At 60.7% G+C, this 21,640-nt stretch carries 26 protein-coding genes; 18 read left to right on the top strand and 8 right to left on the bottom strand.

Features of this window, described 5'->3' with window-relative positions; translation table 11 throughout:
• Positions 1–102 precede the first annotated feature (102 nt).
• From HX868_RS17720 to HX868_RS17690, 7 genes are all read left to right on the top strand, one after another.
• Positions 103–1,164 (top strand): NAD(P)H-dependent flavin oxidoreductase, encoded by a 1,062-nt coding sequence (locus tag HX868_RS17720; protein ID WP_177003779.1) that lies wholly within the window; start codon positions 103–105, stop codon positions 1,162–1,164.
• 113 nt (positions 1,165–1,277) lie between these two features.
• Complete coding sequence (gene modA / locus HX868_RS17715; RefSeq protein ID WP_068933083.1) at positions 1,278–2,036, top strand: molybdate ABC transporter substrate-binding protein; 759 nt, start codon at positions 1,278–1,280, stop codon at positions 2,034–2,036.
• On the top strand, positions 2,037–2,717 hold the full coding sequence (gene modB, locus HX868_RS17710) for a molybdate ABC transporter permease subunit (RefSeq protein ID WP_016974800.1): 681 nt from the start codon (positions 2,037–2,039) through the stop codon (positions 2,715–2,717).
• A gap of 4 nt (positions 2,718–2,721) precedes the next feature.
• Positions 2,722–3,801: a molybdenum ABC transporter ATP-binding protein gene (gene modC, locus HX868_RS17705; RefSeq protein ID WP_177003778.1), complete on the top strand. Its 1,080-nt coding sequence runs from the start codon at positions 2,722–2,724 to the stop codon at positions 3,799–3,801.
• Positions 3,802–3,879: 78 nt separating this feature from the next.
• Positions 3,880–4,917, top strand: coding sequence for a DNA topoisomerase IB (locus HX868_RS17700; RefSeq protein WP_177003777.1), 1,038 nt, complete (start codon positions 3,880–3,882; stop codon positions 4,915–4,917).
• A 124-nt stretch (positions 4,918–5,041) separates the two neighbouring features.
• Positions 5,042–6,664 (top strand): ATP-binding cassette domain-containing protein, encoded by a 1,623-nt coding sequence (locus HX868_RS17695; RefSeq protein WP_177003776.1) that lies wholly within the window; start codon positions 5,042–5,044, stop codon positions 6,662–6,664.
• 69 nt (positions 6,665–6,733) lie between these two features.
• The gene (locus HX868_RS17690) at positions 6,734–7,438 is read left to right on the top strand and encodes a YoaK family protein (protein WP_095016350.1); all 705 of its coding nucleotides are present in this window, start codon (positions 6,734–6,736) and stop codon (positions 7,436–7,438) included.
• A gap of 146 nt (positions 7,439–7,584) precedes the next feature.
• On the opposite strand, the gene HX868_RS17685 is transcribed toward HX868_RS17690, so the two are convergent.
• The 4 genes from HX868_RS17685 to HX868_RS17670 form a co-directional block, all read right to left on the bottom strand.
• Positions 7,585–7,938 carry a hypothetical protein gene (locus HX868_RS17685; RefSeq protein WP_061437008.1) on the bottom strand — a complete coding sequence of 118 codons (354 nt, stop codon included), beginning with the start codon at positions 7,936–7,938 and terminating at the stop codon, positions 7,585–7,587.
• A 172-nt stretch (positions 7,939–8,110) separates the two neighbouring features.
• The gene (locus HX868_RS17680) at positions 8,111–8,422 is read right to left on the bottom strand and encodes an AzlD domain-containing protein (RefSeq protein WP_016974806.1); all 312 of its coding nucleotides are present in this window, start codon (positions 8,420–8,422) and stop codon (positions 8,111–8,113) included.
• A complete protein-coding gene (locus HX868_RS17675; protein WP_177003775.1) occupies positions 8,419–9,114 on the bottom strand; it encodes an AzlC family ABC transporter permease in 696 nt (231 codons plus the stop codon). Before HX868_RS17675 ends, HX868_RS17680 begins: the two co-directional genes overlap by 4 nt.
• 71 nt (positions 9,115–9,185) lie before the next feature.
• Positions 9,186–9,401, bottom strand: coding sequence for a hypothetical protein (locus HX868_RS17670; protein ID WP_005788169.1), 216 nt, complete (start codon positions 9,399–9,401; stop codon positions 9,186–9,188).
• 177 nt (positions 9,402–9,578) lie between these two features.
• On the opposite strand from HX868_RS17670, the gene HX868_RS17665 reads away from it, so the two are divergent.
• The 9 genes from HX868_RS17665 to HX868_RS17625 all read left to right on the top strand — a co-directional run bounded on the left by HX868_RS17665 (position 9,579) and on the right by HX868_RS17625 (position 17,895).
• Positions 9,579–9,935, top strand: a complete 357-nt coding sequence (locus tag HX868_RS17665; RefSeq protein WP_095016351.1) for a metalloregulator ArsR/SmtB family transcription factor — start codon at positions 9,579–9,581, stop codon at positions 9,933–9,935.
• A 19-nt stretch (positions 9,936–9,954) separates the two neighbouring features.
• Positions 9,955–11,238 (top strand): arsenic transporter, encoded by a 1,284-nt coding sequence (locus tag HX868_RS17660; RefSeq protein ID WP_177003774.1) that lies wholly within the window; start codon positions 9,955–9,957, stop codon positions 11,236–11,238.
• Between the two features lie 13 nt (positions 11,239–11,251).
• Positions 11,252–11,722, top strand: coding sequence for an arsenate reductase ArsC (locus HX868_RS17655; protein WP_177003773.1), 471 nt, complete (start codon positions 11,252–11,254; stop codon positions 11,720–11,722).
• 11 nt (positions 11,723–11,733) lie between these two features.
• Complete coding sequence (gene arsH, locus HX868_RS17650) at positions 11,734–12,420, top strand: arsenical resistance protein ArsH (protein WP_177003772.1); 687 nt, start codon at positions 11,734–11,736, stop codon at positions 12,418–12,420.
• Between the two features lie 48 nt (positions 12,421–12,468).
• Complete coding sequence (locus HX868_RS17645; RefSeq protein ID WP_177003771.1) at positions 12,469–13,080, top strand: LysE family transporter; 612 nt, start codon at positions 12,469–12,471, stop codon at positions 13,078–13,080.
• A 318-nt stretch (positions 13,081–13,398) separates the two neighbouring features.
• Positions 13,399–13,692 (top strand): hypothetical protein, encoded by a 294-nt coding sequence (locus HX868_RS17640; protein WP_016975784.1) that lies wholly within the window; start codon positions 13,399–13,401, stop codon positions 13,690–13,692.
• A gap of 235 nt (positions 13,693–13,927) precedes the next feature.
• Positions 13,928–16,642 carry a magnesium-translocating P-type ATPase gene (gene mgtA, locus HX868_RS17635; protein ID WP_177003770.1) on the top strand — a complete coding sequence of 905 codons (2,715 nt, stop codon included), beginning with the start codon at positions 13,928–13,930 and terminating at the stop codon, positions 16,640–16,642.
• Between the two features lie 65 nt (positions 16,643–16,707).
• The gene (locus tag HX868_RS17630) at positions 16,708–17,055 is read left to right on the top strand and encodes a DUF2493 domain-containing protein (protein ID WP_025999705.1); all 348 of its coding nucleotides are present in this window, start codon (positions 16,708–16,710) and stop codon (positions 17,053–17,055) included.
• 18 nt (positions 17,056–17,073) lie between these two features.
• On the top strand, positions 17,074–17,895 hold the full coding sequence (locus HX868_RS17625) for a hypothetical protein (protein ID WP_177003769.1): 822 nt from the start codon (positions 17,074–17,076) through the stop codon (positions 17,893–17,895).
• Here HX868_RS17625 and HX868_RS17620 read toward each other — a convergent pair.
• Positions 17,892–18,581 (bottom strand): tellurite resistance TerB family protein, encoded by a 690-nt coding sequence (locus HX868_RS17620; protein WP_177003768.1) that lies wholly within the window; start codon positions 18,579–18,581, stop codon positions 17,892–17,894. The two genes, HX868_RS17625 and HX868_RS17620, sit on opposite strands and share 4 nt — an antisense overlap.
• A 125-nt stretch (positions 18,582–18,706) precedes the next feature.
• Here HX868_RS17620 and HX868_RS17615 point away from each other — a divergent pair, with 125 nt between their 5' ends.
• A complete protein-coding gene (locus tag HX868_RS17615; RefSeq protein ID WP_177003767.1) occupies positions 18,707–19,234 on the top strand; it encodes a DinB family protein in 528 nt (175 codons plus the stop codon).
• Here the strand turns inward: HX868_RS17615 and HX868_RS17610 are convergent.
• Positions 19,206–19,679 (bottom strand): GFA family protein, encoded by a 474-nt coding sequence (locus tag HX868_RS17610; protein WP_177003766.1) that lies wholly within the window; start codon positions 19,677–19,679, stop codon positions 19,206–19,208. The genes HX868_RS17615 and HX868_RS17610 overlap by 29 nt on opposite strands.
• 196 nt (positions 19,680–19,875) lie before the next feature.
• Here HX868_RS17610 and HX868_RS17605 point away from each other — a divergent pair, with 196 nt between their 5' ends.
• Entirely contained in the window at positions 19,876–20,157 is a 282-nt protein-coding gene (locus tag HX868_RS17605; RefSeq protein ID WP_177003765.1) for a hypothetical protein, read from the top strand.
• On the opposite strand, the gene HX868_RS17600 is transcribed toward HX868_RS17605, so the two are convergent.
• Positions 20,158–20,805 carry a DsbA family protein gene (locus HX868_RS17600; RefSeq protein WP_177003764.1) on the bottom strand — a complete coding sequence of 216 codons (648 nt, stop codon included), beginning with the start codon at positions 20,803–20,805 and terminating at the stop codon, positions 20,158–20,160.
• A 184-nt stretch (positions 20,806–20,989) separates the two neighbouring features.
• Positions 20,990–21,346: a hypothetical protein gene (locus HX868_RS17595; RefSeq protein WP_177003763.1), complete on the bottom strand. Its 357-nt coding sequence runs from the start codon at positions 21,344–21,346 to the stop codon at positions 20,990–20,992.
• Between the last annotated feature and the right edge of the window lie 294 nt (positions 21,347–21,640).

Here is a 21,640-nt window from a genome sequence, read left to right as displayed (position 1 = left end):
CCACGAAACGTGCCGTTCGTCCAGTGAATAAAACAGAGTGGCCGGGTGTCATGGGCCCTGTTAAAACAGGGCAAAGCCTCACTAACGCTGGAGAGACATCCCATGAGCACCTGGCCAGACACCCGCATTATCGACCTGCTGGGGATCGAATTGCCCATCATCCAGGCGCCCATGGCCGTGGGCACCACCACGGCCATGGTCATCGAGGCCAATAAAGCTGGCGGGCTGGGCTCATTGCCGGCGGCTGCACTGAGTCTTGCGCAACTGCGCGAAGCGCTGACCGCCATCCGTGCGGCCAGCCCACGCCCGATCAACGTCAATTTCTTCTGCCACCAGCCGCCAGCCCCCGACGCGGCGCGTGATCGGCGCTGGAAGGACTTGCTGGAACCCTACTACCGTGAATTGGGTGCCGATTTTGAGGCGCCGACGCCCGTGTCCAACCGTGAACCGTTTAATGAAGCGGCGTGCGAAGTCATCGAGGAATTCCGTCCCGAAGTCGTCAGTTTTCACTTTGGCCTACCGGAAAAAGCCCTGCTGGATCGGGTAAAAGCCACCGGTGCGAAAGTGTTGTCCTCGGCCACCACCGTGGAAGAAGCGATCTGGCTGGAACAGCACGGCTGCGACGCGATCATCGCCATGGGCAGTGAAGCGGGCGGGCATCGTGGCTTGTTTCTCAGCGATGACCTCAATACCCAGATCGGCCTGTTCGCCCTGCTGCCGCAAGTGGTCGACGCCGTCAGCGTGCCAGTGATTGCCGCCGGGGGGATCGGCGATGCACGCGGGATTGTCGCGGCCTTTGCCCTGGGCGCCTCGGCGGTACAGATCGGCACGGCTTACCTGTTTACGCCTGAAGCCAATGTCACGCCTTCGCACCACCACGCACTGCGCCATGCCCAGGCCAGCGAAACCGCGCTGACCAACCTGTTTACCGGCCGCCCGGCACGGGGCATCGTCAACCGCGTAATGCGTGAGTTGGGTGCAATCAACCCAGCAGCTCCGGCCTTCCCCACCTCCGGCGGCGCATTGATACCGCTCAAGGCCAAGGATGAAGCGGGTTTCAGTAACCTATGGTCTGGCCAGGCACTGCGCCTGGGCAAAGACACCACCACCTATGACCTGACGCGCGAACTGGCGGAGCAGGCCTTGGCCAAACTCAACCCGTAGAACCTGTGGCAACTTTGCACTGTACCGGCAATGGCCAACCGCTATATATTCCCATACATAGCGGTTAAGCCTTCTACCTATAACAAGCCGTACACCCTCAAAGGAGCTGCTTCATGAAGATTCACGCCTCACGCCTGGCCATCCTGGTCGCTGCCCTCGCCTTCGGTTCGGCCCATGCCGATGAAGTCCAGGTGGCCGTCGCCGCCAACTTCACCGCACCGATCCAGGCGATTGCCGCCGACTTCGAAAAAGACACCGGCCACAAACTAGTCGCAGCCTACGGTGCCACCGGCCAGTTCTACACCCAGATCAAGAATGGCGCGCCGTTCGAAGTGTTCCTGAGCGCCGACGACACTACCCCGCAAAAACTTGAAACCGAAGGTGATACCGTCAAAGGCTCGCGCTTCACCTACGCCGTCGGCACCCTGGCGCTGTGGTCGGCCAAGGAAGGTTACGTCGACGCCAAAGGCGAGGTGTTGAAGAAAAACGAATTCAAGCACCTTTCGATCGCCAACCCGAAAGCCGCGCCTTACGGCCTTGCCGCTACCCAAGTGCTGGCCAAGGAAGGTCTGACCGAGAAGGTCAAAGACAAGATCGTCGAAGGCCAGAACATCACCCAGGCCTACCAGTTCGTGTCCACCGGCAACGCCGAGCTGGGCTTCGTGGCCTTGTCGCAGATCTACAAAGACGGCAAAGTCACCAGCGGTTCGGCCTGGATCGTTCCCGCCGCCATGCATGACCCGATCAAACAGGACGCGGTAATCCTCAACAAGGGCAAGGACAGCGCCGCAGCCAAGGCGCTGGTCGACTACCTCAAGGGGCCTAAAGCCGCTGCCGTCATCAAGTCCTATGGTTACGAGCTGGCCAAGTAAATGCCGTTATCGAGTGCCGATTTTTCCGCCATCTGGTTGACCATCAAACTGGCGTCACTGACTACCGTGATCCTGTTGATCATCGGCACTCCGATTGCCCTGTGGTTGTCACGCACCCGATCCTGGTGGCGCGGCCCCATTGGTGCCATCGTCGCCTTGCCGTTGGTGTTGCCACCGACGGTCATCGGCTTTTACCTGCTGTTGACCATGGGGCCCAATGGCTACTTCGGCCAGTTCACCCAATGGCTGGGCCTGGGCACCCTCACCTTCAGCTTCGCCGGGCTGGTCATTGGCTCGGTGATCTATTCCATGCCGTTTGTGGTGCAGCCGTTGCAAAACGCCTTCTCCGCCATCGGCACGCGCCCGCTGGAAGTGGCCGCGACCTTGCGTGCCAATCCTTGGGACACGTTCTTCACCGTTATTTTGCCCCTGGCGCGACCAGGGTTTATCACCGCCTCCATCCTGGGTTTTGCGCACACCGTCGGTGAATTCGGCGTGGTGCTGATGATTGGCGGCAATATTCCGGACAAGACCCGGGTGGTGTCCGTGCAGATCTACGACCACGTGGAAGCCATGGAATATGCCCAGGCCCATTGGCTGGCCGGCTCCATGGTGGTGTTCGCGTTCCTGGTGTTGCTGGCGCTGTATTCCAGCCGTAAAACCAAGATGGGCTGGAGTTGAGTCGATGATTGATGTACGTCTGCAACTCAAGTATTCGGGTTTTGCCCTGGACGTGGACCTGCACTTGCCCGGTCGCGGTGTGACGGCGCTGTACGGGCATTCCGGTTCAGGCAAGACCACCTGCCTGCGCTGTATCGCCGGGCTGGAGCGCGCCGAAGACGGCTTTGTCCAGATCAATGATGAAGTCTGGCAAGACAGCCGCAAAGGGTTGTTCGTACCGCCCCATAAACGCGCGCTGGGCTACGTGTTTCAGGAGGCCAGCCTGTTCCCCCATCTGTCGGTGCGGGCCAACCTGGAGTTCGGCCTCAAGCGCATTCCCCGTCAGCAGCGCCATGTGGATATGGCCCATGCCACCGAGTTGCTGGGCATCGGCCACCTGCTGGATCGCCATCCCCAGCATCTTTCCGGCGGTGAGCGCCAACGCATCGGCATCGCCCGCGCCTTGCTCACCAGCCCCAGTCTGTTGTTGATGGACGAGCCCCTGGCCGCCCTCGACAGCCAGCGCAAAAGCGAGATCCTGCCGTACCTGGAACGCCTGCACGATGAACTGGATATCCCGGTGCTGTATGTCAGCCATGCCAGGGATGAAGTGGCGCGCCTTGCCGATCACATCGTCTTGCTCAGCGACGGCAAGGCCCTGGCCAGCGGCCCCATCGGCGAAACGCTGGCGCGGCTCGACCTGCCCCTGGCGCTGGGCGACGATGCCGGCGTGGTGATCAACGGCAGCGTCAGTGCCTATGACGATCACTATCAGTTGCTGACCCTGCAATTGCCCGCCAGCGCCTTGCACATGCGTGTAGCCCATGCGCCGTTGGCCGTGGGCAAAGCGTTGCGTATCAAGGTGCAGGCGCGGGATGTGAGCCTCAGCCTGCAAGCGGAGGAACACAGCAGCATCCTCAACCGCCTGCCGGTGACGGTCACCCAGGAAATCTCGGCGGACAACAGCGCGCATGTGCTGGTGCGCCTGGACGCGGGTGGTACGCCATTGCTGGCGCGCATCACGCGGTTCTCCCGCGACCAGTTGCAACTGCACCCCGGTCAGAGCCTGTGGGCACAGATCAAGGCGGTCGCAGTACTGGCGTGAGCAACCTTTTGGCACGACCGCACACCGCTGCGGTCCATCAGACATACCGGCCTGATTTGTTGCCAAGGAACCCGCCCCATGTCCGACTCTGCGCTGCCCCGCGACCTGCATTACGTTGACGACACCCAGCCCGGCATCCGCCGCAAGACGCTGCGCGGCAAGTTCCAGTATGTCGACCCCAAGGGCGAACGCATCACGGATGCCGACGAGATCAAGCGCCTAAATGCCCTCGCCGTCCCGCCGGCCTACACCGATGTGTGGATCTGCGCCGACCCGCGCGGCCATCTGCAAGCTACCGGCCGCGATGCCCGTGGCCGCAAGCAGTACCGTTATCACCCGCGCTGGCGCGAAGTGCGGGACACGGACAAGTACTCGCGGCTGCAGGAATTTGGCAGTGCACTGCCGAAATTGCGCAAACAGCTCGAAGCGCAAATAGCCGAGCCCGGATTTACCCGCGAAAAGGTGTTGGCCACCGTGGTGACGCTGCTGGACGCTACGCTGATCCGCGTCGGTAATACCCAGTATGCCCGCGACAACAAGTCCTATGGGCTGACCACCCTGCGCACCCGTCATGTGGATGTAAAAGGCAGCGAAATCAAGTTCCAGTTTCGCGGCAAGAGCGGCGTCGAGCACCAAATCAGCGTTAAGGACCGACGACTGGCGACAGTGGTCAAACGCTGCCTGGAATTGCCGGGCCAGAACCTGTTCCAGTACCTGGATGAGGATGGCGAGCGGCACACCGTCAGCTCCCACGACGTGAATGACTACTTGCACAACCTCACCGGCGCCGACTTCACCGCCAAGGACTACCGCACCTGGGCCGGCACCGCCATGGCTCTGGCGGTGTTGCGCGAATTGGAGTGGCAGCCCGAATCCGATGCCAAACGGCACGTGGTGGCAATGGTCAAGGATGTCGCCAAGCAGTTGGGCAACACCCCGGCGGTGTGCCGCAAGTGTTACATCCACCCTGCCGTGCTGGAGCATTTCAGCCTCGGCGAACTTTCCAGGTTGCCCAAGCCGCGCCTGCGCAAAGGGCTCAAGGCCGAAGAAGTAGCCCTGGCGATGTTCCTGGAGCAACTGGCGGCAGACTTGCCGAAAAAAGCCAAGACGGGTTAGGCTTTGCCTCCCTTCTGATCCGCAGGACGACCGCCGACGTGAACCACTAAGCCTTCCAAAATGTATCTGCAACGAGCCGCCTGGCGCGCTTGTTGGCCTGTCCGACATTTTTTTGGAGGTGCTGATGACTGACGTCAACCGGCTGCCCGTCCTTGTTTCCCTGCAACACCTAAGCTTCCAGTTCGCCAATGGCGAAACCCTGCTGGATGACTTGACCCTGTCCATCGATCACACACCTACCGGCATTGTGGGGCGCAATGGTCGAGGTAAAAGCATTCTCGCCCGCTTGATCGCTGGGCTGCTGGCGCCCTCATCTGGCTCGCTGAATGGCCCGGGCCGAGTGATCTACGTTGCCCAGATCATCGCGGTTGCGCCAGGGGAAACGGTCGCCGATCTCACCGGCACCGCAGTGATATTGTCCGCCCTTGAACGCATGACCCGAGGCGCCGCACAGGTCGAAGACCTGGAATTGATCGACGACCGCTGGGACCTGGCCGAACGCTTGCGCAGTGCCTTGGACGGCGCAGGGCTGTCGCAGCTGGCTTTTGACTCCCCGGCCGACCAACTCAGCGGTGGCCAGTTGGCCAGGGTCGCGATCATCGGCGCGCTGCTGGCCGCGCCGCCGCTGCTGGTGCTCGATGAGCCCACTAACCATCTCGACAGCGAAGGCCGCGCCTGGCTACTGCGTGTGCTCGGCGCTTGGCGTGGTGGCCTGGTGGTGGTCAGCCATGATCGGCAATTGCTCAATGCCATGGCGCGCATCATTGAACTGTCGCCCCTCGGCGTGAACGTCTATGGCGGCAACTACGATGCCTACCGCCTGCAGCGCGATACCGAACAACAGGCCGCCATCGCCGCGCTGGATCATGCACGCCTGGAGCGCAGCCGCGAACGGCGCCGCCTGCAAAAAGACCACGACAGCCTGCAACGCAACGCCGCGCGCTCACGCAAGCAAGCAGAAACCGCCAACGTCGACCGCTTCACCAAGGCGCGCTGGAAAGGTGCCGCCACCGAGATCGTCAGCACCGTGCGTAGCGCGCATTGGCAACATAAACACGAACTGGATGCCCAGGTGCGCCAGGCTTATGAACGGGTCGAAGATGAAACGCCGACCTTGTTGGCATTGCCCGCCTCAGCGGTGCCCAACGGGCGACAGGTGCTGTCGTTGGTGGACGCACAGTTGCCGTGGCTGCCGTCGACCTGTCTGAATGTGCATCTCGCAGGTCCGGTGCGCGTTGCCGTGCGTGGGCCGAACGGCTGCGGCAAGTCCACGTTGCTGAAGGTGCTGGCCGGTAAATGGCAGGTCGTCGCGGGTGAATGCAGGGTGCATCTGCCCTGCGCCTACATTGATCAGCACCTTGCGCTGCTGGACGATCAGCGCTCCATCGTCGAACAACTCAACCTGCTCGACACTCCCCTGGCCGAAGCCGAATTGCGTACACGCCTGGCCTTGCTGCAACTGGATGCCTTGCGCGTCACCCAACCCACCGGGCAACTCAGCGGTGGCGAACGCTTGAAGGCCGCGATGGCAATTGCCTTGTGGCGCGACGTGCCGGCGCAACTGCTGTTACTGGACGAACCGACCAACCACTTGGACCTGGAGTCGGTGATGGCTTTCGAGCAGGCGCTGCAAGGTTTCAACGGGGCGATGCTGGTGGTCTCCCATGACGCGGCGTTCATTCAATCGATCAAGCCCACCCACTTCCTGGATTGGCACGACACAGGTTGGTCGCTGGAGCCTGTCTGAGGTCATTGCACTGGCGCGTAAAGCGTCCTACGGTAGTGGCCGGATAATCTCATCGAGGAACCCGGCCCTATGCTGCCTTCGCCCCGCAAGCCTTACGCCAATGCTGCACTCGCCCACCGGCAACGCTGGCGTGGCCGGGTCGGGCTGATGCTGGTGGCCAGTCTGTCGGTGCTGGCGGGGATGACCGATGCCATCGGCTTCATGGCGAGCGGTGACTTCGTTTCGTTCATGAGTGGCAACACCACGCGTCTGGCGGTGGCGATCAGCGCGGGTGATCTTGGGCTGACCGGGCGACTGTTGCTGCTGGTCGCGACATTCGTGGTCGGCAACGCGTTGGGGGTGGTGGTCAGTCGAATGAGCCGTCGTCACGCCTTGCCGTTGCTGCTGTGCATTGCGGCGTTGTTGTGCGGCGCGGCATGGCTGCCTTTCGCGGATGCGCTGCCCGCGCTGCTGGCGGCGATCATTGCGATGGGCATGCTGAATGCGGCTGTGGAAGAGGTCAACGGTTTGCCGGTGGGGCTGACTTACGTCACTGGCGCACTTTCGCGTTTTGGTCGTGGGCTGGGGCGCTGGTTGCTCGGAGAGCGACGCAGTGGCTGGCGCGTGCAGTTGATCCCTTGGGCAGGCATGTTCGTGGGGGCGGTGATTGGCGCATTGCTGGAGCAGCAGATGGGCTTGAAGGCGCTGATGGTCAGCGGCGTGCTGGCGGGGTTGTTGGGGTTGGTGTCACTGAAGATTCCCCGTCGCTGGCACCTGGGTTACATGCCGCGTTGAAGAAAAGGAAGGATGCTCGCCCGACGTTTAAGCCTCGACGTCCGTGTACTGGTAAAGAGCCATCATGCCGGGCGAGCGGGTGAATCATAAGCTAATGCCCGGCGGCTGTCGTGCCAGGCATTTCCTAAATCGACTAAGGCAATGGATTACAGGCAGGTCGCGAGTGCGGCCAAACGACGCTTGGCGGGCATGTTGTCTTCTGCGGCATAGTACTTGATGGAAGAACCGGCACCCGCGCTTTGCACGTCGACGAAGTAATCGCCAGCAGTGGTGTAGACCGTGTAACCGCCCGCCGCGATCGGCTCTTTGAAGCCGCCGGCATCAACGCCGAACACGCTTTCGTCCTGCCAGCCGAACTGCACGCATTCGGCAACGACCAAGGTGGCCTTGTCCGAAGCCAGGGTCTTGTAGGGCGTGCCTGCGCGCGCTTCTTTCATCTTCGAACCCGCGCAACCGGCCAGGGCCGCCAGTACCAGTGCGCCAATTACCACCTTGTGCATGCCATTGCTCCGTTAGAAAAAAACGCGACTGTACCATTGCCGCGGGCTGGACCGACGGCTGCATAAACTTTGTTTCACTGTAAAGGGAGAAGGCGCGGCCTATAGTGGCCACGCTCATTTTTAGAAGTCTCCCTTCGGCCCGCCCTCCCGCGGGCTTTTTTTCGCCTGGGCTTTAGAGCAACCAGCGGAACAGATAGAACAACGCCATGCTCAGCAACACGGTGACCAGCACATTGCGCGTCCAGAACATCAGCGCCACTGCGCTGATACCCGCCAACAGGTAAGGGTTGGCCGGGCTCAGGTTCAGATGATGGTCCGCCAGGAAAATGATCGGCCCGCAAATCGCCGTGAGCATGCCGGGCACGGCAAACCCAAGAAACTCCCGTGCGCCACGGTTGAGGCGCACCGGCAGGCGCGGCTCGATAAACAGGTAGCGGTTGAGAAAGACCGCGAGGCCCATTATCACAATCATCAGGAAAATCATGGCTGCCCTACTCCCAACCGCTTGCAGGCGTAACCCGCGCTCATGCCCAACAGGCCGGACACCACTACCGCCGATTCCCAGTGCAGGAAGCTCAACCACACCGAAAACAGCAGTGACACGGCCACGCAGACCACCGTCGGAATATCCCGTACCACGGGCGTAATCAGCGCGATGAAGGTGGCGGCAATGGAAAACTCCAGGCCGAGTTGATCGAGGCCGGGGATGCTTTTGCCGAGCACGATGCCCGCGAGGGTGAACAGGTTCCAGGCGATATAGAACGTCAGGCCAACACCCAGGGCATACCAGCGGTTGAACGTCTCGCGGTCATAGTGGCTGACCAGGGCGAAGAATTCGTCGGTCAACAGAAAGCCCAGGCTGATGCGCCAGCGGGTCTTGAGGGGTGAAAGGACCGGCCGCAGATGCATGCCATACAACAGATGCTGGGAGGTCAGCAGCAACGTGGTCAGCACGATGGAAATCAGGCTGGCGCCACTCTTGACCATGCCAATGGCGACCAGTTGCGCCGCACCGGCAAACACGATGGCGGATAAGCCTTGGGCTTCCAACGGGCTGAATTGCGCATCGATGGCCATGGAGCCGGCCAGCAGACCCCAAGGCGCGCAGGCCAGGGACAAAGGAATAACGGCAATGGCGCCGCGAGCGAAGGCGTAATGAGGTAAGGCGGTAGGCATGGAAACGGCTCATCGACAGACAGTCGACAAGCATGCCAGCGCAATAAGGGGCTTGTCTTGAACGATCTTGCTCAGGCGAGCCTGACCGACACCTGCTCCACCGAATCACGCGCTTCGCGTAACTCATAGGCATCCTGATTGAGCCGGTGAATCGTATTGAGCAAGCGCTGGCGCAGCACTTCATCGCCGAGTTTTTCGACGGCGCGCATCAGGTCGAACGCAGCGGTTTCGTTATTTTCCGCGACGGAATCGAGGGTCTTGCGCAGGTTGCGAGTGGCACGGGTCACGCGGGGTCTTCCTTCATCAGCAATGGGCAGGCACTTTAGGACATTCGTGTTTCATTTTAATTTCAAACACTTGTGGCGGATTTCAAGGCATTTGATCCATATCAATTGAAACAGGGTTTGACTGACACATATGGAAATACGTATATTCGGATAACCATATATACAAAGGCCTTGGCCATGTCGGACCTCATCTCCCCACCCACCCTCTTCAAATGCCTGGCCGATGCCACCCGTGCGCGCCTGACGTTACTGATCCTGCGTGAAGGCGAACTTTGCGTGTGCGAACTGATCCATGCCTTGGATGACAGCCAGCCGAAAATCTCCCGCCACCTGGCGCAACTGCGCAGTTGCGGGTTGCTCCAGGACCGTCGGCAGGGTCAATGGATCTACTACCGCATCAATCCTGCGCTGCCCGAGTGGGTGACGCAGGTGCTGCACACCACCCTGCAAGCCAACCAGCCATGGTTGCACAGCGACGCACAGCGTCTGGATGCAATGGGCGACAGACCACAACGGGCCAGCGCCTGCTGCTGAGCCATCGGAGCCTTTATTCATGCTTGTCGCAATTGCCATTTTTATCTTCACCATCGTCCTGGTCATCTGGCAGCCCAAAGGTTTGGGCGTTGGCTGGAGCGCCACGATGGGCGCGGTCCTGGCGCTGGCCTGCGGCGTGATCAGCCTGGCTGACATTCCGGTGGTGTGGCACATCATCTGGAATGCCACGGGGACCTTTGTCGCGCTGATCGTCATCAGCCTGTTGCTTGACGAAGCCGGCTTCTTCGCCTGGACTGCGCTGCATGTCGCGCGTTGGGGACGCGGGCGTGGCCGACGCTTGTTTGCCTATATGGTGCTGCTCGGTGCCTTGGTCTCGGCGCTGTTCGCCAATGACGGCGCGGCACTGATCCTCACGCCCATCGTAATGTCGATGCTGCTGGCGCTGCGCTTTTCCCCGGCGGCGACCCTGGCGTTCGTCATGGGCGCGGGCTTTATCGCCGACACGGCGAGCCTGCCGCTAGTGGTGTCGAACCTGGTGAATATCGTCTCGGCGGATTACTTCAAGATCGGCTTCAACGAATACGCCGCCGTGATGGTGCCGGTGAACTTCGTCAGCGTCGCGGCCACGCTGGCGGTGCTGCTGTGGTTCTTCCGCCGTGATATCCCGCAGACGTACGACCCCGCCGACCTCGCAGACCCTGCCAGTGCCATCCACGACCGTGCGACTTTCCGTGCCGGCTGGTGGGTGCTGGGCATCCTGTTGGTAGGTTGCTTTGCCCTGGAGCCGTTGGGCATTCCGATCAGCGCGATTTCCGCCGTGTGCGCCGTGCTCCTGTTGGTGATCGCCGCCAAGGGCCACAAGATCTCCACGCGTAAAGTGCTCAAAGAAGCACCGTGGCAAATCGTGATCTTTTCCCTCGGCATGTACCTGGTGGTCTACGGCCTGCGTAACGCTGGCCTCACCACCTACCTGGCCACCTGGCTCGATACCTTCGCCACTTACGGCGTCTGGGGCGCGGCCATGGGCACCGGCGTGCTGACGGCGCTGCTGTCCTCGGCAATGAACAACCTGCCGACGGTGTTGATCGGCGCGCTGTCCATCGAGTCCAGCCATGCCGTGGGCGTGGTCAAGGACGCGATGATCTACGCCAACGTGATCGGCAGCGACCTGGGCCCGAAAATCACCCCCATCGGCAGCCTAGCCACCTTGCTGTGGCTGCACATCCTGGCGCGCAAGGGCATCACCATCACCTGGGGCTACTACTTCAAGGTCGGCATTGTGCTGACCCTGCCGGTGCTGTTCATCACCCTCGCCGCCCTTGCCTTACGCCTGAGTATCTAAAGGAGATCGTTCCATGAAAGTCCTGTTCATGTGTACCGCCAACAGCTGCCGCAGCATCTTGTCCGAAGCGATGTTCAACCACCTGGCGCCGGAAGGTTTCGAGGCGATCAGCTCCGGCAGCTTTCCCAAGGGCCAGGTCCTGCCGCGCAGCCTGAGCACCTTGCAGGCCGCCGGTATCAGCACCGAAGGCTTGTACAGCAAAGGCAACGACGCGTTCGAAGGCAGCCCGCCGGACGTGGTGATTACCGTGTGCGACAAGGCGGCCGGCGAAGCTTGCCCGGTGTATTTCGGGCCAGCGGTAAAGGCGCACTGGGGGTTGGAAGACCCATCGGATATGCAGGGTGACGATGCACGCGTGCAGGCGGCATTCGACGCCACGCTGAAGACCATTGCCACTCGCTGCAGGGCGTTTTTCATCCTGCCGTTTGCCGAGCTCAGTCCAACTGAACTCAAGGCAGAACTCGCTCGAATTGCCGAGCTGTAATCGGAGGCCCCATGACCACCCTGCCCAACCTGGACCCGTCCCTGTTCCCGTCAAAACCGGACGGCTCGGCACAACCACCGCGCATCCTGCTGCTTTACGGCTCGACCCGGGAGCGCTCGTTCAGCCGCCTGCTGGTGGAAGAAGCCGCACGCCTGTTGCAGCACTTCGGCGCGCAAACGCGCATCTTCAACCCCAGCGGTTTGCCACTGCCCGACGATGCGCCGCGTGACCACCCCAAAGTCCAGGAACTGCTGGAACTGATGCAATGGTCCGAAGGCCAGGTGTGGTGCTCGCCCGAGCGCCACGGCTCGATGTCAGCGGTGTTCAAGGCACAGCTCGACTGGGTGCCGCTGGCCCTTGGCGCGGTGCGTCCGACCCAAGGCAAAACCCTGGCGGTGATGCAAGTGTCCGGCGGCTCGCAGTCGTTCAACACGGTTAACCAGTTGCGCGTGCTGGGGCGCTGGATGCGCATGTTCACCATCCCCAATCAATCCTCGGTGCCCAAGGCCTTCATGGAGTTCGATGACCAGGACCGCATGAAACCTTCCGCCCTGTACGACCGTGTGGTCGACGTGATGGAGGAACTGGTGAAGTTCACCCTGCTGCTGCGCGAGCGCCCCGACCTGGTGGACCGCTATTCGGAGCGCAAGGAAAGTGCCGACGAACTTTCGCACCGCGTCAATCAACGGTCGATCTGAGCCTGCTTGCCAGCGTATGCTCTCGCACTTTCCTGAAAGGACGCGGGCATGCTGACGATCTTCTTTTACGCGCTGGTATTCGGTTTTGTGTTTTGTCTATCCCCCGGCGCGGTGCTGGCGGAGACCCTGCGCCGTGGCTTGCTGCATGGCTTCACACCGGCCTTGCTGGTGCAGTTTGGCTCCCTGGTGGGCGACGCTGTCTGGGCGGTGATTGGCCTGACCGGCATCGCCCTGCTCATCCAGCATGATGCCGTGCGCGTGCCGCTGACGGTGGTGTGTGCGGTGTATCTGGCCTGGCTCGGCATTCGCAGCCTGATCGACGCCTGGAAGCTACCTGAATCAGACGATGCGCCCGCCAGCACCCGGCAGAATGCACTCGCCGTTGGCGCAGCGATTTCACTGGCCAACCCGAAAAACATCGTTTACTGGGGTGCGCTGGGCAGCGCGCTGTCAGGCATCGTCGGCACCACGCCCAGCCACGGGCAGACGCTGATGTTCTTTGCCGGGTTCATGCTCGCTTCGGTGCTGTCGTGCTTTTTGATTGCAGGGCTGGTCAACCTGTTGCGCCAGAACGCTTCACCGCTGTGGCAACGTATCAGTTATGGCGCGTGCGGCGTGGTATTGATCTATCTGGCAATTCTGGCCGCACAGGGTATATGAAGTTATATACCCACTAACTTCCGAGTGCCTCTTGTCTGAATGAACTCTGAACACCGGACAATTTAATTAATCATGCGTTGACATTTTGTAACCGTCTGAGTAGATTGCCCATGCCCGCAACTGGGGCCTTTTTTAAACCTCACAAAAGAAGCCAATGGACACAGTATCTAGTCGCTGTCCGAGCACCGCTTACGCGGGCATCGGGCGCCAAACCCAGAATATGACAGGACTCGCCTCCCCGGTCCGGTAAGCTGCGCTAGAGCTCGATGCTCCACCGTAACTGCCTCGCCGGTCGCCTGTCCGGTCCCGAGGTGTGTTATGACCTTCCAAGCCCTTGTTTTGCCTGATGTACGCACACTAGCGGCCGCCCTGCGCGCCAAACTGTGCCGTGAGCCCGTAGGCTTTTCGCCTACCCGCTCAGCGTTTGCTGCACCCTCCCCTCAAGTGCGCCCAGCCTACCCGCTGGCGCATTGGCGTATCTGCCCGGAAAGCGGCCAACTGGTGCAGCACTGGGATCACGCCGACCCTCAAGACCCGCAGAGACCCAAGGTTTCCAGCTTGGCACAGGCCAGCTTGATGCTCGGTCTTTATGTGAGCGCTCGCGCCGCCTGACCCGGCTGGAAACAGCAACTTCCTGATCCATGTTCTGGAGTTCTTTATGAACACGTCCAGTAGTAGCCCGCTGCGCGCTAGTTAACTAACGCGCTGTTAGCGGGCACTGTAGAAGTTATGTGAACACCTTATTTAAACCGATCGCGAAGTTAGCGACTCGGCATGCTTTCGCTCGCCTGTCTTCAGGTAAGTACCGGGTATGTTTTGTCGAAAATTGGCGACAGGAGTACAGACAATGAGCGCCGTAAAAAACCCGCCTCTGCACAAAAAGAATGGCACCGACGCCGACACCAAACTGTCGATGCGTGCCGCCCGCGAAGCCCACAACGGCCTGTCGGCCACCCTGGCGAACGTACGTGCCACCCAGGACGGCTTGACCGAACTGGACGCCTCCGCTCGCCTGCAACGCGAAGGCTACAACGAAGTCGCCCACGACAAGCCACCTCACGCTATCGTCCAGTTCCTGCACGCACTGAACAACCCGTTCATTTATGTGCTGTTGACCCTGGGCGGCATCAGCTTCTTCACCGACTGCTGGCTGCCGATGCAGGAGGGCGAAGACGCTGACCCGACCAAAGTGATCATCATCATGACCATGGTGATGCTCAGCAGCCTGTTGCGCTTCTGGCAGGAACACCGTTCGGCCAAATCTGCCGAAGCCCTGAAAGCCATGGTACGCACCACGGCCACCGTGTTGCGCCGTGAGCAGGTAGGTTCGCAACCCACCCTGCGCGAAGTGCCGATGCGCGAACTGGTGGCCGGCGATATCGTGCAGCTGTCGGCCGGCGACATGATCCCGGCGGACATCCGCTTGATCGAATCCCGCGACCTGTTCATCAGCCAGGCCGTGCTGACCGGCGAAGCCTTGCCGGTGGAGAAGTACGACACCCTGGGTAATGTCACGCAGAAATCCGCCGGACCGGTGGTGGCCGACCAGGGCAACCTGCTGGACCTGCCGAACATCTGCTTCATGGGCACCAACGTGGTCAGCGGGCGCGCCAAAGCCGTGGTGGTCGCCACCGGGCCGCGCACTTACTTTGGCTCCCTGGCCAAGGCGATTGTCGGCTCTCGTGTACAAACTGCGTTCGACCGTGGGGTGAACAGCGTCAGCTGGTTGCTGATCCGCTTCATGCTGGTGATGGTGCCGATCGTGTTCCTGCTCAACGGCTTCTCCAAGGGCGACTGGGGCGATGCGTTCCTGTTTGCCCTGGCGGTGGCCGTCGGCCTCACTCCGGAAATGCTGCCGATGATCGTCAGCGCCAACCTGGCCAAGGGCGCCACCGCCATGGCCAAGCGCAAAGTGGTGGTCAAGCGCCTCAACGCGATCCAGAACTTCGGTTCGATGGACGTGCTGTGCACCGACAAGACCGGCACCCTGACCCAGGACAAGATCATCCTCGAACATCACGTCAACGCCTTTGGTCAACGTGACGATGCCGTGCTGTCCCTGGCCTGGCTCAACAGCCATCACCAGAGCGGCATGAAGAACCTGATGGATCAGGCGGTGGTGGAGTTCTCGGAGCAGAACCCGAAGTTCAAGAAACCGTTCGCCTACAGCAAGGTCGATGAGTTGCCGTTCGACTTCGTGCGCCGTCGCCTGTCGATCGTGGTCAAGGATGCCGCCGACGACCAACTGCTGGTGTGCAAAGGCGCTGTGGAAGAGATGCTGAGCATTTCCACCCACGTCATGGAGGCCGGTGCCGCCGTGCCGCTGGATGATCGTCGCCGTGAAGAGCTGTTGGCGATTGCCAACGACTACAACGAAGACGGGTTCCGTGTGCTGGTGGTCGCCACCCGCCACATCCCTAAATCCATGGCGCGCCAGCAGTACACCACCGCCGATGAGCGCAACCTGGTGATCCAGGGTTTCCTGACCTTCCTTGATCCACCGAAGGAAACCGCAGGCCCTGCCATTGCTGCACTGCAACAGATCGGCGTGGCGATCAAGGTGCTGACCGGCGATAACGCTGTGGTCACCAGCAAGATTTGCCGTCAGGTCGGTCTCGATCCAGGCCAGCCGCTGCTGGGGGCTGAAATCGAAGCCATGGACGACGCCACCCTGCTGCGCCGTGTGGAAGAACGCACCGTGTTCGCCAAGCTGACACCGCTGCAGAAGTCCCGAGTGCTCAAGGCGCTGCAAGCCAACGGACACACTGTGGGTTTCCTCGGTGATGGGATCAACGATGCACCGGCACTGCGCGATGCCGACGTGGGTATCTCGGTCGACACGGCCACCGATATCGCCAAGGAATCGGCCGACATCATCCTGCTGGAAAAGAGCCTGATGGTGCTGGAAGAAGGCGTGCTCAAGGGCCGCGAAACCTTCGGCAACATTATGAAGTACCTGAACATGACCGCCAGCTCCAACTTCGGCAACGTGTTCTCGGTGCTGGTGGCCAGTGCGTTCATTCCGTTCCTGCCGATGCTGTCGATCCACCTGCTGCTGCAGAACCTGATGTACGACATCTCCCAACTGGCCTTGCCGTGGGACAAGATGGACAAGGAGTACCTGGCCAAGCCGCGTAAGTGGGATGCGAAGAACATCGGCCGGTTCATGATCTGGATCGGGCCGACGTCGTCGATCTTCGACATCACCACCTTTGCGCTGATGTGGTACGTGTTCGCCGCCAACAGTGTGGAAGTGCAGACCCTGTTCCAGTCCGGCTGGTTCATCGAGGGGCTGCTCTCGCAAACCCTGGTCGTGCACATGCTACGGACCCGCAAGATCCCGTTCTTCCAGAGCACTGCCGCCTGGCCGGTGTTGATGATGACCTGCGTGGTGATCGTGCTGGGGATCTACGTGCCGTTCTCGCCACTGGGTACTCTGGTGGGCCTGCAACCGCTGCCGCTGGCGTACTTCCCATGGCTGGTGGGCACCCTGCTCAGCTACTGCTGCGTGGCCCAACTTATGAAGACGATCTACATCCGCCGCTTCAAGCAGTGGTACTGATCTCCCCCGCCGTTTAAACGGTGGCGGTCGCCCGGCCGCCACCGTGCAACACAAGGAATCACCTTATGCGCGTCTTGATCTGTGCAGGTCGTCATTACGCCGACACCAAAATGTCCCGCCAAGTGCTGGACGCTTACCACCGCCTGCGCCCGGTGCAGGTATTGATCCACGGCGGCAACCAATTCCTCGGCAGCGACGTCGAGGAATGGGCACGGGAACTGGGCATCGACGTGGTGCGCTACCCGCCCAACTGGCAACGCCACGGCAAGCAGGCGGAACGCCAGCGCAACCATTTCATGCTGACCGACAGCCGCCCAGACGTGGTCATCGCCCTGCCCGGCGGGGACGACACCTCTGAGCTGGTCTGCCAGGCCAAAGCCAGCGGCATTTCGGTGCTGACCGTAGAAAGCTGAATTCATGCGAGGTGCATCATGCACAAAAAACACACCCCACAACGCCAGGACGGATTCGCCAAATACCGTGCGCGTCACTACCGAGGTGCGCGTCATACTCTGTTGCTGCTGCCACCGGCCAAGCGTCGCGCGTTGCAGCGCAACCTGATCTTTATCGGGCTGACCCTGGGCATCCTGCTGACGATTGCCTTGCTGTCCAAGGCCAATGCGGCCGGTGGTTCGTACGTGGTCGATGACGGCGCGATCAATGCGCCGGGCGAATGCAATGTCGACGCCTGGCACACCGCCAACCGCCACGATGGCAGCACTCACACTGAAACGCTGTCGCCTGCCTGCACCTTCGCCGCGCTGCCTTCGGTGCAATGGGGCGCAGCCCTGTCCCGCGCTACCAGCGCAGACAAGGGCGAAACCCAGGTGAACCCGCAGGTCAAGGCGCAAATATGGTCGCGGGAAGATCTGGGACTGGAAATGGCCGTGTCAGCCGGTGCGCACTTTGCACACGGTCGTCGGCACGGCTTTGATGGCACCGACTTCAATATTCCGTTGACGTGGCAGCCGCTTGAGCCCCTGCGCATGAGCGTGAATGCCGGTTGGTCCCACATCTACAACGACGGCGACCAAAAACACCGCCTGACCTGGGGCACCGGCCTTGAGTACCAAGTGGCACACTCACTGACGCTGGTCGCCGAGCGTTACGGCCAGGACGGCGGTGACCAGGCCTGGCAGGCCGGGCCCAGGTTTCACGTCGGCGAATTTGTCGACGTGGACCTGGTGGTCGGGCGTAGCCTGATCGGCGAGCGCGCGCAATGGCTCACCACCGGGGCCACCTTACGGTTCTAGGCCTTGGCTTGTTGTTCCAGGTGCAGTTGCAATTGCGGGTCGATTTGCAACTGCGCCGCCAGGGCATCCAGGTAGTTGCGCTCGGCGTCCTGCTGATCGTCCACCAACATCACACTGGCCAGGTACACCTCGGCCGCCATGGCCGGATCACTAGCGAACTCGGCGAAGTCCGCAGCATCCAGAGGCTTGGCGACTTCGGCGTCGAGCCACTGTTGTAGTTGCGGGTCGTCGGTATGGCGGCCCAGCTCACTGGAAATCAGTTGTTGCTCATTTTCATCGATACGCCCATCGGCTTTGGCGGCGGCGATCAAGGCACGCAATACCGCGTAGCTGTGGGCCTCTGCTGCGGGACCGTCAAGCTGATCCACCGTCTGCAAGGCTTGTTGCGGGGCGGTGGCCTGCTGGCGTTGCCAGGCTTGATAAGCCTGGAATGCCGCCATGCCGAGGGAGGCCAGCGCGGCGTAGTTCATCCCACCGGAACGCCCTTGCGCGGGACGAGTGCCCGTGGTGCCACCCAACATGCCACCCAGGCCGCCCAATAAATCACCCAGGCCGCCACCGGTTGATGCATTGCCCGTGCTGGTGCCTTTCAATAACCCACCGAGGAGCCCGCCCAGTCCGCCGGATGACGCACTGCCGCCTTGCCCGGCGCGCAAGAGTTGTTCAAGTAAATCACTGGTGTTCATGGTGTCACCCTCCTAGGGCGCAGCGTTGGCGTCTATCAACCATAGCCCGGCCTTGCCGGAACACCATGACCGCCGGGCGGTCCCGGCCTATCATGGCCTTACCGCGACTTCGAGAGAAAACCCAAGTGAACCGGACTGAGCACATCGCACTGATGGCAAATTACAACCAGTGGATGAACCGCAAAATCTATGACGCGGCCCTGACACTGACGGATGCAGCCTTGGCGATGGACCGACAGGCGTTTTTCGGCTCGATCCTCGGCACCCTGAACCACCTCGCGCTGGGCGATACCGTCTGGCTCAAGCGTTTTGCGCAGCATCCAGCAGGCTTTTCAGCATTGGCTCCGATGCAGACTGTTGCTACGCCTGCTGATCTCAAGCAACTGGCCTTCGCGGATATGCGCGAGCTGGCAACCTATCGCACCTGGCTGGACCAGTTGATCGTCGATTGGAGCCACACCGTTCAGGAGACCGATCTGGAGCATCGCCTGCATTACAGCAACATGCGTGGAGTGACGGCCGATAAGGGCTTCTTCAGCCTCCTGGTGCACTTTTTCAATCACCAGACCCACCACCGGGGCCAGGCCACGACCTTGCTGACCCAGGCGGGGTTGGATGTGGGCACTACGGATTTGCTGGCGTTGATCGACTGAACTCGGCGTAGGCCTGCATTAGGCGCGGAAATTCCTGAGGCTCGGGCAACTGCGCAAAGCTTTCCACCGCAGGGGTAGAGGCCCAGGGCAGCTTCTCCCGGGTCCAGGTCTCCATGAACGGCACGTAACCGCTGGCGTTATCCAGCAAGGCGGCGCGCACGTTGACGAACTCATCGATGCCATGGGGCCGCGTGAACAGCCAGCTCATGCAATGGGGACAGAAATAATGGCGATCCACGCCCTGCATACCGCCGATCACCGGGCAACCCTGGGTCACCGTGAAGCCGCTGGCGGGAATCAGCGCGCTCAGTGAGAACGCGCTGGAAGACATCTTCTGGCAGCCGGTGCAATGGCAGGCCATGGTGATCACCGGGGCGGCACTCACGCTGAAGCGCACACGCTCACAACGGCAACTGCCCTCGTATGGCAGGGTATCGACGCTCATCATCGCTTCCTTATTCTTGATGGGTGGCCTGGCAGGTTAGCCTCAGGTGTCAGGCTTGAACAGGCCTTGGGCGAAAACCGAACGCTGTCTCATCGTTGGGGTCGTAACCCTAGGTGTCGAGGTTTTTACAGCCCCGCCCTCCCCGCGCGCATTGTGGGTCTACCGATGTGCGTACCCCCAAGAAGGAGACGCTTACATGGTCATTCACTTCAAGGTTGCAGGTCACTTGGCCTGTGGCCACCACGGCACAAACCTCCCTTCCAGCACCGAGCTGAACCGGGTCAAATGCCGTACCTGCCGCAACACCGACGTGTACAAAGAAGCACGACGCACCCAGCGCAACGCCGCCCGCCGTGCCAATCGAAAAGCCAAGACTCAGACCCACGTTGACTGGCGCAGCGCGTGGACGCAGCGTCTTACCGACTTGCCTGGTTTGCAGCGTTTGCCCCGTGGGTTCAGTGGGCAGCCGTTCGTGTAATCACGGCGCAATCGCTATTTGCCTGATGGCTTGTTCGTATTCCTCGACGGACTGTGAGCCGGCCACCAGGTGACGCCCATTCAGTACCATGGCAGGCACAGCGTTGATCCCGCGCCTGCGGTAAAAATCTTCAAGCTCACGGACTTCAGCAGTTAACTCCCCACTGTCCAGCACTTCCTGGGCGCGTACGGTCGAGAGCCCCACCTCTCCGGCAAGACGCACTAAGGTGTCGTGGCTACTGATATTTTCCCCATCACTGAAATGCGCCTTGAACAGAGCGTGCTTCAGTGCGACTTGGCGACCCTGCGCCACCGACCAATACAACAGACGGTGGGCGTCAAAGGAGTTGTAGAAGTGAGTACGCTTCGCCAAGTCGAACGTGAAGCCCAAGGCGTTACCGCGGTCGATCACCATGACATTACGCGCGGCGACTTCGGCCAAAGTGCGGCCATATTTACGCATCATGTGTTCGACAGCGTTTTCGCCCTCAGGCGGCATGTCCGGGTTCAGCTCGAAGGGTTTGAACGTCAGCACCACGGCAACTTCGCCCGCCAGGTTCGCGATGGCCTGTTGCAGCGCTACAGCGCCGAGTGCACACCAAGGGCACATCACATCCGAGACGAAGTCGATGCTCACAGTGCGCGTCACGATGCAGACTCCAGCGGGTTATTCCGGTATTCGGTTGCATTGATGAAAGGCATAAGAAATTCTCCAGTTAGCGCCTTGACGAGATGGCAGGGCGGCGAATGGGAGGCACTCTAGGAGGTTGCGTTGGGTGAATAAATACGCGCCCAGGCACATCATTTGTACTTCAGCGTAATCAATCGACCTATCACTCAAAGGTCACTCGGCGATTGGTTAATATGCTTTCCAGACTGGCGGGCTCTACACTCACATCCGTTTTCCGTCTGATCTCTTCCAACCCCAGCTCTATCCGGTAGTTGCAAAGATGATCAAACAACCTGTCTTGAGTTTCCGAGATCGCCTCCCCTTCATTTTTCGCGAACAGGATGTGAAGTACGGCCATCAAGGGGAGTGACAGGCACTCATCTGAATCATTTTCGAAAAAATCCTCCATCTGCGCGGATAACACCTCCAGCCACTGGTCGCTCAAGTTGCAAGGCAACGTCGCCTCTGGCCCGTTTTGCATGACTTCCTTGGAGAATGATTTGAGCAAGTCTTCAGTCATGGACAGCGCCTCATTTACCTACTGGGGAGCCCAAGATTTAACAATTCGGCAGAGGTCATGTGGAAGCAAAGTCAGCGTCTGAAGTGTCCTGATTTCTTGAATGCCACTTCGTACATGCCTCGACTATTTCTTGAAGTCACCGCTAAGCATCTGTTCAAAAAGACGTTATCGCCGTATCCGTTTGGTCACCGAGGAGCAGACGTAATTGCGGGTAAAAAAGCCGGCCACAAAAAAACCTGCACAAGGCAGGTTCTTTGGGGGCTTCAGCGACCTCCTGGGATGTCGTGAAACCAA

The sequence above is a fragment of the Pseudomonas reactans genome (genome assembly GCF_013385825.1).
GTDB lineage: Bacteria > Pseudomonadota > Gammaproteobacteria > Pseudomonadales > Pseudomonadaceae > Aquipseudomonas > Aquipseudomonas reactans.
Note: the sequence above shows the minus strand (reverse complement) of the source record. Positions and strands in the feature narration are given on the sequence as shown.